General features: G+C 65.3%; 9 protein-coding genes. 5 read left to right on the top strand and 4 right to left on the bottom strand.

Annotated features, from left to right (window positions below; all coding sequences use genetic code 11):
• Window positions 1–238: 238 nt before the first annotated feature.
• Both fni and A6E15_RS05320 read left to right on the top strand, forming a co-directional pair.
• Window positions 239–1321 carry a type 2 isopentenyl-diphosphate Delta-isomerase gene (gene fni, locus A6E15_RS05325; RefSeq protein ID WP_076144448.1) on the top strand — a complete coding sequence of 361 codons (1083 nt, stop codon included), beginning with the start codon at window positions 239–241 and terminating at the stop codon, window positions 1319–1321.
• Window positions 1322–1402: 81 nt separating this feature from the next.
• Window positions 1403–2356, top strand: a complete 954-nt coding sequence (locus tag A6E15_RS05320) for a lysine exporter LysO family protein (RefSeq protein ID WP_076144445.1) — start codon at window positions 1403–1405, stop codon at window positions 2354–2356.
• 161 nt (window positions 2357–2517) lie between these two features.
• Here A6E15_RS05320 and A6E15_RS05315 read toward each other — a convergent pair whose 3' ends face one another.
• Entirely contained in the window at window positions 2518–3636 is a 1119-nt protein-coding gene (locus tag A6E15_RS05315) for a glycosyltransferase (RefSeq protein ID WP_076144443.1), read from the bottom strand.
• Between the two features lie 171 nt (window positions 3637–3807).
• Here A6E15_RS05315 and A6E15_RS05310 point away from each other — a divergent pair, with 171 nt between their 5' ends.
• The 3 genes from A6E15_RS05310 to A6E15_RS05300 all read left to right on the top strand — a co-directional run bounded on the left by A6E15_RS05310 (window position 3808) and on the right by A6E15_RS05300 (window position 7460).
• A complete protein-coding gene (locus A6E15_RS05310) occupies window positions 3808–5169 on the top strand; it encodes an antibiotic ABC transporter permease (protein WP_076144440.1) in 1362 nt (453 codons plus the stop codon).
• Window positions 5166–6332, top strand: a complete 1167-nt coding sequence (locus A6E15_RS05305) for a glycosyltransferase family 4 protein (RefSeq protein WP_076144438.1) — start codon at window positions 5166–5168, stop codon at window positions 6330–6332. Before A6E15_RS05310 ends, A6E15_RS05305 begins: the two co-directional genes overlap by 4 nt.
• Window positions 6333–6446: 114 nt before the next feature.
• Complete coding sequence (locus A6E15_RS05300; RefSeq protein ID WP_076144436.1) at window positions 6447–7460, top strand: GNAT family N-acetyltransferase; 1014 nt, start codon at window positions 6447–6449, stop codon at window positions 7458–7460.
• 40 nt (window positions 7461–7500) lie between these two features.
• On the opposite strand, the gene A6E15_RS05295 is transcribed toward A6E15_RS05300, so the two are convergent.
• The 3 genes from A6E15_RS05295 to A6E15_RS05280 form a co-directional block, all read right to left on the bottom strand.
• A complete protein-coding gene (locus A6E15_RS05295) occupies window positions 7501–9639 on the bottom strand; it encodes a right-handed parallel beta-helix repeat-containing protein (protein ID WP_076144434.1) in 2139 nt (712 codons plus the stop codon).
• A gap of 480 nt (window positions 9640–10119) precedes the next feature.
• Window positions 10120–11586 carry a flippase gene (locus A6E15_RS05285; RefSeq protein WP_076144430.1) on the bottom strand — a complete coding sequence of 489 codons (1467 nt, stop codon included), beginning with the start codon at window positions 11584–11586 and terminating at the stop codon, window positions 10120–10122.
• An 80-nt stretch (window positions 11587–11666) separates the two neighbouring features.
• Window positions 11667–12758 (bottom strand): Gfo/Idh/MocA family protein, encoded by a 1092-nt coding sequence (locus A6E15_RS05280; protein ID WP_076144428.1) that lies wholly within the window; start codon window positions 12756–12758, stop codon window positions 11667–11669.
• Window positions 12759–12763: the final 5 nt, after the last annotated feature.

Here is a 12763-nt window from a genome sequence, read left to right as displayed (position 1 = left end):
GGACTCCTCCGCGTAGCTGTCGCGGAAACGCGTCCACCGGACCGCTTCTGCCGTCCGCTCGTGCCGTCGAGTCGGAGAGACGGGGCAACTCCCGGGGTCGAGCCTTAAGACTCGGCAGTGAATCCCGCGACGGATACGGCGTCCGTAGCGGGGACGGGAGTGGGATGCCAGTCCAATCCGGGAGGGGAGAGTCGGAATAACAATACCCTTTTGGCCCTCCTTTTGCAATTTTCGGCCAATGACGGAGCAGGGTTCGTCGGAGACTGAAGACCGGAAAGACGATCATATCCGGATCGTTCAGGAGCGAGACGTCGAAACCACGGGAACGGGCTTCGAAGACGTACGACTCGTCCACGAAGCGCTGCCCGAACTCGATTACGACGCCATCGATCCGTCCATCGACTTTCTGGGACACGAGTTAGCCGCCCCGATCTTCATCGAGAGCATGACCGGCGGGCATCAAAACACGACGGCACTCAATCGGGCACTGGCTCGCGCCGCCGGCGAGACGGGCATCGCGATGGGGCTCGGGAGCCAGCGGGCCGGTCTCGAACTCGACGACGACGGCGTCCTCGAATCGTATACCGTCGTCCGTGACGTCGCACCCGACGCGTTCATCTACGGGAACCTCGGCGCTGCACAGCTTCGGGAGTACGACATCGAAACGGTCGAGCGCGCTGTTTCGATGATCGACGCCGACGCGCTCGCCGTCCACCTGAACTTCCTCCAGGAGGCCGTGCAACCCGAAGGCGACGTCGACGGGCGGAACTGTCTGGCTGCGATCGAACGCGTCGCCGAGGATCTCTCGGTTCCGATCATCGTCAAGGAGACCGGCAACGGTATTTCCGGAGCGATTGCCCGAAAGCTGTCCGCGGCGGGTGTGAGCGCGATCGACGTCGCCGGCAAAGGTGGCACGACGTGGTCCGGGATCGAGGCCTACCGTGCGGCTACCGCGAACGAACCACGCCAGCAACGGATCGGGACCCTGTTCCGAGACTGGGGCATCCCGACCGCTGCGAGTACGCTCGAGTGTGTCACCGAACACGACTGCGTGATCGCAAGCGGCGGCGTGCGGACGGGACTGGACGTGGCAAAGGCGATCGCGTTAGGTGCCCGCGCCGGCGGGCTGGCGAAACCGTTCCTGAAACCGGCCGCGAACGGACCGGACGCCGTTATCGAACGCGTCGAGGACCTGATCGCCGAGTTACGGACGGCGATGTTCGTCACCGGTTCGGGTTCGATCGAAGCGCTGCGAGGGACGGAGTACGTGTTGCACGGGGAAACGCGAGAATACGTCGAACAACGGACCAGTAGCGAGTAACAACTGTATTTGTGACCACCGTCCAACGATGCGACGATCATCGATGAAACCCCGTTGTGCCGTATCGGCTCGTAGAGCAACATGAGTATCGAACTGCTACTCGCCGCACTGTTACTCGGTAGTCTGGTCGGATACTACGCATCTCTGCACCGGCTCGGGGAGATCGGCGATGGTATTATTTTCGCCGGTCTCGCCGTTTTGCTCGTTTCGATCGGGACGCAACTCGGCGGTGACGATCGGATCCTGCGGGATTTGAATACGATCGGCGGATCGGCACTCGTGTTGTGTCTGGGGAGTATCGTCGGCAGCGTCGTCTGTGTCTACCTCCTCATCACGGCCACGTCGATCGTCGATCCGGTAGCCGCCTCGGCCGACGAGAACGCGATCACCCGGCCGGACACGCCGTCGGAACTGGGCGCTGACGGCTTCGATTGGAAGATCACGGGCCTCATCTTCGTCTCGCTTACGCTCGGTTTCGGACTCTCGGCCGTCGGACTTCCGGAACACGTCGTCACACGTGTCGTCTCGATCTCCGATTACGCGCTCTTGGCGCTGCTGTTCGGCGTCGGCGTTACGGTTGGTGGAGATACCGAGGCCGTGAGTCATATCGTCCGGATCGGCTGGGGCGTCCTCCTGATCCCGTTGGCTGTGGCCGTCGGAAGCATTCTCGGTGGCGTGTTGCTCGGGACGGTTATCGGCATGCCGGTCACCCACGCCGCAGCGGTCGCAGCAGGGTTCGGGTGGTACAGTTACGCGGGGGTCGTCGTGTTCGATCTCGGCGGGGTCGAACTGGGGACGATCGCGTTTCTCGCAAACCTCTTTCGGGAGATCGTCACCTTCCTGGTGCTGCCGGCCGTCGCCAAGTACTTCGGGGGAACAACGAGTATCGCACCGGGCGGCGCAACGACGATGGACGTCACGCTCCCGTTGATTCAGCGCGTGTCCGGCGAGCGGTTCGTGATTCCGGCGCTCATCAACGGCCTCGTGCTGTCGGTCGCTGCGACCGTTCTCGTTCCGACCATTCTGGGGATCTAGACGCCATTTCACCGAAGACGAAGGTGATGGCTGTCCTTCCGCTGGTGCCGGAGAACGGAGAGCGAACGTCGCTCGAGACCCATACGGAGTCTCGTCACCGTTTCCCGGGACACCCGCAGGACGGTCGCGGGTGGACCGGCAACGACTGACGGGAACCCGTATCAGTCGCTGCCGACGCCGACGGGCGCGTTCGGATCGCCGGTCGCCGGGCGGTCGAACTGGCGGACGGCGTCGATGTCGTCGACGCGACCGCGAGCCGTCGCGACGTCGACGAGCAGGTCCGTGAGATTGATCGTCTCGGCCAGGTAGTCGTCGCGACGCCGTTGCCACGCCTCGTCGACGCCCTCGTCACGAAGCAACGCCGTCGCCCGATCGCGGAGGTCGTCGAAGCGGGCGACGTTGTGGATCAGTCCCCTGTTCTCGAGCGCGACGAAGTTGCCCATGTCGGCCTCGCCGACGAAGGAGTTCGACCGGATCGCCGGCGTGCCGAGAAGGGCGGCCTCGGTGACCATCGTCTGGGTGTCGGCGACCAACAGCGTCGCCTCGGCGAGCGCGTCGTGCAGCAGTGCGGGATGAAGGTCGAACGATCGCGCCGGCAGCCCCGCGAGGTCGATGTCGTTTCCCTCGTCGGAGACGAGGATCGTCGCGTCGTCGCTCAGTCGCTCGACGAGGCGGCGACACTGCTCGCTCGAGATGCCGTTCTTGCCGACGTCGTGCTGGGAGCCGAAGGCGTTGAGCCGGAGGAGGACGTACGGCTCCTCGTCGTCGACGCCGAGCCGGTCGCGGACTGCGGGGTTCGGCTCGTAGACGTCGGGATGGAGGTACGCACACTCCTTGAGTCCCGGGAACACGTAGTGGTCCTCTCCGAGGTCTTTTCGGAAGGTGTTGGGCGTGAGGATCGCTCGAGCGAACGGCGTCGAGATCGTGTGGTCGAACGACGCCGGCTCGGAGTCGATGAGCAACACCGTCGGCGTCCGGAGCAGGGCCCCCGTGTGGGCCGCGTAGCCGCCCATCCCGAAGACGAGATCGGGGTCGAACCGCCTGGCCCGCCGGATCGCCCGGAGATAATGGGCCGGCAGCCGGCTCAGCAGCGACCCCTTCGACGTGTCGCAGTAGCCGTAGACCTCGTAGGGCAGCTCGTACCACTCGAGCAGGTCGAGAGTACAGGTGTAGTCACGCGCGAGGACGAGGACGTCGTGGCCCCGCTCGCGCAACGCCGCGACGGCGTGTTTGTACAGGTGTACGTGTGCCGGCGTATTAGTGAAGAACAGGTATCTCATGTCACGGACCACCCGGATCCATACCCGAACGTGGGACCGTCACTGCAATTGTTATCTTGCTCATACCAGTTTCGACGGGAGAGTCAACCGAACTGATCGGTCTCCAGCGCGACCGCTCGAGGGGGGTAGCCGCCGTATAATAATGGCCCGCCGGCGGGAGCGCGGAGACAGATGCAGTCCGAGTACATTCCGCGGATCGGCGTCCGGCGACTCTCGCGTACCGCGACCTCCCGATCCGCCGACCCGGCGGGCGATTCGACGGGGGAAAACAGGTCGGGGACGGACGCTCGAGCGGTCGAGCGATACGGGCCCGCCCTCGAGTCGACGCTCGCCTACGCCCGGGAACGCGACTACGTCGGACCCGATTACGGCGACGGGATGAGTAGCCGGCTCCTGCAGTCGCTGCCGGTCGAGAACAAGTGGCTCAACCTCGCCGTCCAGGAGACCGTCAAACGGACGCCGGTCGACGTCAGGCCGCTGTTTCGCGTCGAACTCCGGCGTAACTTCAAGGGCGGCGGCCTGTTCGCGATGGCGAACCTGAACTACCACGACCTCGGAGCCGAGTGGGAACCGGCGAACGAACCGGCGTTCGACCCGCTCGCGGAGGCCGAACGACTCGCCGACTGGCTCGTCGCCGAGCGGTGTGAGGGGTACAGCGGGTTCTGCGGGGGGCATCGCCACGAGATCCAGCATCTCCACACGAAAGGCGAGCCGAACGATCCCGACATCGTCTCGACCGCCTACGCGGTGAAGGCGCTGTTGTGCGCCGCCCGACTCGACGAGCGATACGCGGAGATCGCCCGGACCGCGCGCGACTTCCTCGTCGAGGACCTGAACTACCGAGAGGTGCCGGCGGGCGCGAAGATCGACTATCACATGAACCACCCGGACGACTCCTACACCCTCAACTCCGCGGCGCTCGGCGCGGGCATGCTCGTCGACCTCTACGAACACTTCGGCGACGACGAGTACCGCGAGCGGGCGACGGAGATCCTCGATCACGTCGTCGCCCACCAGACCGACCGCGGCGGGTGGCCCTACCGGCTGCCGGCCTCTGCCTCCCACCTCTCGATGGACAACCACCACAACGGCTTCGTCATCGAGTGTCTCCAGCGCTATCGCGACGTCATCGACGAAGATCGGTACGCCGACGCGCTGGAGGACGCCCTCGAGTTCTACCGGACCGAACTGTTCGAACTGGACGGCGCGCCCAACTTCGACGAGGAGAACGCCTATCCCCGGGACATTCACGCCAGCACGCAGGGGATCCTGGTGTTCACTCGCGAGGGCGAGCTGGCGTTCGCGGAACGGATTCTCCGGTGGGTCCTGACGAACCTCCAGCCCGAACAGGGACGGTTCTACTACCGGAAGTACCGCCACCACACGAAACGGGTGACGCTGATGCGCTGGTGTCAGGGGTGGATGTCCTACGCGCTCTCGGAGTTCCTGCTCGCGAGCGCGAGCCGAACCGGACCCGATCGGGTGCCGGAGCGTCGCGGGACGGCCGACCCGTCGGCGGTCGGTGACCGATGAGTCGATCCGGGGCGTCGTCGCGTCCGGAGCGGCCGGGGGCGGCGTCCGGGTCGGAGTCCGCAGCGACGGCAGCGGCGTCGGGGGAACCGGCAGACGGAACACCGGCAGTCGACGATCGCCGGGTCCTCGTCGTGACGGGGCTGGCACACAAAAACGAGCGCCACTACGGACCGCTGGCCGACGTCGCCGGCGAAACGACGATGGTCTGTCTCGATCCGACCGGCGGCGTCGAGTCCGCGCGGACCGTCCGCGTCCCCGAGGTCGGCCCGCGGATCGTCCGCGTTTTTCTCCTCTTCGTCCTCGCGCTGTACGAGGGGTATCGCAACGACTACGACGCGGTCGCGTCGATCTCGCTCGTTCCCTACGGCTGCTACGCGCTCGCGCTGAAAGCGATCTACGGCTACCCCGCCCACCTCGGGATCATCGGGATCGATCTCGACCATCACGCCGAGCAGTGGTACGGCCCCGTCCCCCGGTGGCTGTTCAGGCGCTTCGACGCGGTGTCGGTCCCCGGGACCGCCCACGCCGAGCGACTCGTCCGGTTCGGCGTCCCGCCCGACCGGATCGAGCGGCTGACGAACGCGATCGAGGTCGACACCTACCGGCCGCCGGAGCGGGCGGTCGAGACCGACTACGAGTTCGTCTGGGTCGGCCGGTTCAGCGCCGAAAAGGACCCCCTCCGGTTCGTCGACGCCCTCGCCGAACTCGAGGCCGCCGACCGGGAGTTCCGGGCGGTCATGGTCGGCGACGGCCCCCTCCGGTCGGCCGTCGTCGACGAACTCGCCGCCCGCGGGCTGTCGGACCGGGTCGACTGCCCCGGCTGGGTGGACGAACCGCTCGAGTACTACCACCGCTCGGAAACGTTCGTCCTGACCTCCGAGCGGGACGCCTTGCCGCTGGTCATGCTCGAGGCGATGGCGACCGGCCTGCCCGCGATCGTCCCGCCGGTGGGGTCGATTCCCGACGTGGTAACCGACGGCGAGAACGGGCTCGTCGTCTCGGACCGCGAGCCCGCGACCGTCGCCGCGGCGATGGAACGGTGTCTGGACGATCCCGACTTCCGGCGCTCGCTCGGGGCGGCCGCGACGGCGGTCCGGTCGGACGTCTCGCTCGAGCGGGCGAGCGAGGACTGGCGGCGGATCCTGGCGACCCTCGAGCGGTGAGCCGGGAGCCGGTTGCGGCTCGGCGGCCGAGCGGCTGCCGGTGACCGGAAAGAGCCCGATTACCGTCGGTAGCAACGCGATAACAAAGCGAATACTCACCGCAGGGAGACCTACATGGACATCGAACGGCTGACCCTCGAGGAGTGGGGCGACGCCTTGCCGGCGACGGGCTACGAGGTGTTTCACGAGCCGGACGCACTGGGCGTCCTCGACGACCACACCGACGCGGAGCTACGGCTGTACGGCGCCTTCAAGGGCCAGCAGCCGGTCGGCCTGTTGCCGGTGTTCGTCGACGAGCGTTCGATCGGCCGGACGGTTCTCTCACCGCCGGTCTCGTTCAGCGTCCCGCGGCTCGGCCCGATACTCGATCCGGCCAGCCCGAAGCGACACAAGCGCGAGCGGATCAACCGGGAGCTGACGGCCGGCGTGATCGACGCCGTCGGCGTCGGCGACCGGACGACGCTCTTTCGGATGCGCTGTCCGCTCGAGTACGTCGATCCCCGCCCCTACGAGTGGAACGACTTCTCGCTCGAACCGCGGTTCACCTACGTCGTCGACTGCGAAGGCGAGACGATCGAGGGCCTGATGAAAGGCTTCAGCAAGAGCCTGCGCCGAGAGATGCGCAAGAAAGACGAACTCGATCTCGCGGTCGAACGGGAGGGGATCGAGTCGGCCCTGCGGGTCTACGAGGACGTGGTCGAGCAGTACCGGGCCCACGACGATCCGCCGCCGATCTCGCGGGCGTTCCTCCGCGATCTCCTCACCGCTCTGGACGACGAACTGTGGCGGGTCTACGTCGCCCGGACCCCCGACGGCGAGTACCGAGGCGGCGTCGTGACCCTCTACTCGCCCGACCTCGCGTACTTCTGGCAGGGCGGGGTGACGGCCACCTACGAGGGCGTCAGCGTCAACAGCCTCCTCCACCGGGCGATCCTCGAGGACGCCCTCACCGATCCCGCCCTCGAGTCGGTGACCGGCTACGACCTCGTCGGCGCGAACACCGAACGGCTCTGTGAGTACAAGGCCAAGTTCAACGGCGACCTCCGCCAGTACTACGTCGTCGAATCGTCGGGACTGGAGATGTCGCTGGCGAAGACGGCCTATCAGAAACTCTCGCGGGTCAAATAAACGGCTGCCTCGGAGCTCGGCGTCCCCTCCCCGATCGCGATCAGTCTCGAACGTCGTACTCGACGTCGACGCTCGCGTCGCCGGTCAGCCGGAAGTCGACGATGTCGCCGTCGAACCAGTAGGCGTCCAGCGAGTCGGCGACGCTGCCGCTGACCGTCGTCCCGTCGATGACGTCGCCGTCGTCGACCGTGGCGTCGCGGTAGCTCGAGGCGACGACGTCGCCGTCGGTTTCGAAGACGTACGACGAGTCACCGTCCGCGTCGCGTCCGTCGATCGTGATCGCGTGTGGCAACAGCTCGGACTCGCCGACCTCGTCCGGCTCGACCTCTTCGTCGTCGACGTAGACGTTCGCCGAGCCGTTGGTGAACGTGATATCGCTGACGGTGCCGGAGAACCGGAACCGCTGAACGCCGCGATCGATCGATCCATCGACGGTGTTCTCGGAGATGGTCGCCGACGCCGCCGCGTCGTCGCCCACCGCCGCGTCGATCGTCCCGTCGACGCTGATCTCGTAGTTCGCGGCCGACCCGTTCCCGACGAGTGTCAGAACGTGTGGCCGTTCGTCGCCGTAATCGGCCGGATCGACCTGGTCGCCGTTGACGTAGACGCGAGCGGTCCCGTCGACGGTGAGTTCCTCGAGGTCGCCGCTAAAGCTGAAGGCGTCGCGCCAGCCGCCGACGGAGCCGGTGACGGTGCCGCTCTCGATGCGGTCGTCGGCGTTGATCGACGCGCTGCCGGCGGTCGACTTCTCGACCGCGCCGCTCACGGTGAACTCGTAGCGGGTGCCGCCGGCCGTTCCGACGCCGTCGACGAGCAAGGTGTTCTCGAGGTCCGAGTCGCCGACCGAGTCGGGATCGATCTCCTCGCCGTCGAGTTCGACCCACATCACGTCGGGGTTGTCGACGTTGATCGAGGTGAGCGAGCCGTCGACGCGGTAGGCGTCGCCGTGGCCACCGCCGGTGACGCCGCCGGCACGCCACGTGCCGTCGTCGGACTCGACGAAGTCCTCGGACGTGTACGTTCCGCCTTCGATACGCCCGCCGGACGGACTCTCGTACGGTGCATCGGCGAACTCGACGGGGCCGTCGGCGGTGAACTCGTAGCTGGCGTAGCTGGCGTCGGGCTCCGTGATGAACGCGAGGAGGCTCCCTTCCGATTCCGGTTCGTCCGTCGCGTCGTCGCTTCCGCCGGTCGAGTCGTCACTCGAGCCCGACGAGCCGGACGCGGCCGCCTCGGGACTCAGCGGGACGCCCGCGACGTCCTCGGGTTCGGTCCGCTGGGCCGTTCCGGCCGAGGAGCCGTGGATCGCCGCGCCGCGGTTATCGGTCGTCTCGTATCGGGTGTTCGTGACGGTGATCTCCGCTTGCTGGCTCTTGTCCCAGTTTTGAGCGCCACACCGGATGTCGGCGTGTTTACAGTCGGAGATGTCGGAGTCTCTGACCTCGATGTGTTCGTAGTACCCCCAGACGCCCTTGTCACAGCCGACGACGACGCAGTTGTCGACGAGGGAGCCGTCGGTCCCGACGCGGAACCCGCCGGCGCGGGAGTTGCGAGCGTACGAGTCACGGATGATGACCTCGCCGCCGCCGCCGGCCCCGATGGTGTGATCCGCCGGGTCGCCGGGGTTGCTCGCGTACACGGAGTTGTCCGGGCAGTTCTGGATGTTGACGTTACGGATCTCGACGCGTCCGTAGTGACCGTTCGCGACGTTGATACCCGTGATCCCGGGGTAGGTGTCGTCGTTCTGACTGCCCATGAAGTAGACGTTCTCGATCAGGCCGGTCGCGTCCGGACTGTTGACCTGACAGATGATGGCGTCGGCCTTCTCCGTGCTGTCCCAGTTGCCCCGGAAGCCGATGTTGCGGATCTCCCAGTCGTCGGCGATCGCCCTGATGTGGAACCGGGCATTGTTAGCGGTGATATCGATCAGTTTGTTCTCGAAGGTCTCACCGTCGTCCAGTCGCACCGTCCGAGATTCCCCCGCCCCGACTTCGATTACGTCGTAGTCGTCCGCCGCCGAGGTGACCCCGGTCATCGCGGCCGCCGCGGTCGCGGCGGTCCCGAGGAACTTCAGATATCGTCGACGATGGAGTAATCCACTATTACTGCCAGATCCCGCCGTCAGACTCTCTGTATCGGTCGATTCGACGTCGTCCAGTACCGAATTATCGCGTGCCATACCATCAGCTAATTCGAACTTACCACCATAAACTTTCTGTCTGAATTTACTTAATATTTGGAGAATATCCTTTTCTCGTTGTTTATATCCTAGTGTATATTCTACATTCCACTCTGTATGTAATTCGAGGGAAGACTAAGAGAACAGGCGATCGGCGGGAGACTCGAACCCGAAGCGACCCGATATCGACCGGAGTAAGTAGTGCTTACCCGAGTCGATTCGCTCCGAGAGCAGACGGTCGACGGTACTGAGATGCCGATCCGAGCGGCCGTCGATTCGATTCCCGGCTCGGAGAACGACCGACGTGACGACCGGCCGAACAGCCGTCCGCATCACTGTCCCTCGAGTACGAACCGGACGTCCGGCACGACGTATTCGACGGCAGTTAGTCACGAGGCACACGAGAAAACGAGCGGACGGGGACATCCGTCTCGGTCCGATGCGGTCGACGCGCGGCGACCTGTCGGGATTCGCCGCGGATCAGCGAAGCTGTGAAACCGCCCGCCGAACGTCCAAGAGGCCGCTCGTGACGGCACCCACCAGCCAGATACAGACCCCGAGGAGGACCACACCCAGCAGCGAGGGAATGTCGGTCACGACGACGAGCGACGCGTGGACGATCACTGCCATCCCGCCCGCGATCGCACAGACGAGTGCGAGCGTCCTGCCGAGACGGGCTATCGAGAGGGATAGCTCGGTGTGGATCAGATAGATGTTGATCGCCACCATGATCCCGTAGCTGACGACGGTCGAGACGGCCGCGCCGGTGACGCCGATGGCCGGAATGAGAAGCAGGTTGAGGCCGAAGTTGAACGCCCCTGTCGCACCCTTCGAGATGGCACGATGTTTCGCGCGGCCGAGGTAGTCCAGGGCGTCGTTGGTGATCTTGTCGATCGACTGGAAGACGATGAACACGGCGAACACCTGAACGACGGGGACCGCGCCAGTGTACGCCGCACCGAACACGAACCTGACGAGCGGGTCCGCGACGACGACCAGCCCCGCGGCCGCCGGGACGTAAAAGAGGACGTTGTGTTCGAACGTCGCCTCGTAGATTTCGGCGGCTCGCTCGAGTTCGCCGTTTGCCTTGTACTCCCCGTAAGACGGCGAGACGGCAAAGCCGAGCGAGCCGGCCGGCGCGATAATGAAATCGGACAGTTGCTTGGCGAGCGTGTAGTAACCCACGGCAGCCGGCGTGAGAAAGAATCCGACGAGGATCGTATCGACCCGCTTGTACAGTGCGTTCGAGCCGCCTGAGACCGAAAGCGGGAGACTGTACTCGAGGAGCCGCCGCAAAAGTCCCTCCTCGCGGGACGGTGCGGGCTCGAACTCGGAAACGAGCCTGTACAGCAAGTAGAGCCCACAGAGCGCACCGAGGGCGTAACCGGCGACGTAGCCGAGCAACGCGCCGATCGTGCCGAAACCGAGCGCCAGTAACGCGATGACCGACGCGACGATCCCGACGTTCGAGACGATCGTGATCCGCGCGCTCCAGGCGACGCGATTGAACCCCTGAAACAGGGTGTGGACGTACGAGTTCGCGGTTCGAGCGATGATATAGAAGAACCCGACGAGCAGGAACGGAGCCAGTTCGGCCTCGCCGATCCAGCCGGCCAGCCGGCGGTGAAACAGCGCGATCGCGATCGCGACGGTCGTCATCGAAAGCGCGAGAAACGACAGCGATCCGCGGACGATGTGTGGAACCTGCGAGGGGCCCGTCTCGCGATACTCGGTCACGTACCGCGCCGTCGAGCGCGGGATCCCGATCCTGCTAAAGAGCAAGGCCACGCCGAAGACCGAGATCGAGAGAAAGAGCAGCCCGTACTCGTCCGGGGTCAGGAACACCCGTGCGAGCAAGACGACCAGTCCACCCTTCGCGACCGTCCGAACGACTTCTGCGACGAGCGTTGCCTTGAATCCGGTCAGTATCTTCCGTTCGTCAACCATTCTGAGGGGCGGTTGTGGAGCAACCCGATCGAATTACGCCGTTCGATACGCGGGACGTCGATGGTTCCGTCACCAGTTGCTTACGATGGTGTCGCGCGCAGGGACTCGGGCGTCGCCGCGTCGCGAAGAGCTTCCAACAGCGTGATCGTCCACTTCGAGGACTCGAGCGAAACCGGCATCGGCCCGTCCGCCTCGAGCGCGCGGGCGGTGCGATCGAACTGCGCGTAGTGGGGGTTCATCCGCGTCGCGGTCTCCCAGTCGTCGTTGAGTTGCGCGTCGGCGACGAGCCTGAGATTCGCGGCGAGATCCGTCAGGTGATTCGCCGACCGACTGATGGCCTGTTTTCCCTTGTCGACCGAGGAGAGGTGGTACTCGTCTTCGATCGTCTCGACCGACTGGAGAATGAGGTCCAGACGCATCGACACCCCTTCGCCGTGGATCAGGATCTCGTGTCGCGGTTTCGACCCGGAAAGCATCTTGAGAGTACACAGCGCACCGTCGGCCGACTCGTACTGGAGTTGGGCGGTATCGTAGGCGAAGTCGTCCTCGTACTCGCCGGCGAGACGGGTGTTGGCGGAGATATCGTCCGTGGATTTCGGGAAGCCACCCACGGCGAGCCCGGAGTAGATCGGATGGGGGAGCCCCTCCTCGAACTCGCCGCCGGGGAGATCGAACACCCAGGTTCCCCGCTTCGCCGCGTCCGGTGGCGTGAGACCGGTATAGATGACGTCGACACCGTGAATCGGTCCAACGTTACCGGACCGGATCAGCCGACGCGCCGTCCGCATCGCCGGATCGAACAGGTGCTGATGGACCGGCGAGACGGGCACGCCGTGTCGATCGGACAGCCGCTGGAGTTCCTCCAGTTCCGCGACCGTCTCCGTGACCGGTTTCTCGATGAGAACCGGAATCCCGGCCTCGATCGCCGTCCGGGCGATCTCGAGGTGCGTCTGGACGGGAGTGCAAACGTGGAGCCAGTCGAGGGATTCGCGGGCCAACAGATCCTCGAGATCCGAGTACGGCGTGATATCGTACGCCGTCGCCGCTTCGTTCGCGCGATCGAGATCGACGTCACAGATCGCAACGAGATCGGTTCGGGGGTTCTTCTCCAGTCCCGAGAGGTGGACCTCCGACACGGTTCCTGCGCCGACGACTGCGGTGCGTACCGTCATTCCAT

Source organism: Natrinema saccharevitans, from assembly GCF_001953745.1.
Classification (GTDB): Archaea; Halobacteriota; Halobacteria; order Halobacteriales; family Natrialbaceae; genus Natrinema; species Natrinema saccharevitans.
Note: the sequence above shows the minus strand (reverse complement) of the source record. Positions and strands in the feature narration are given on the sequence as shown.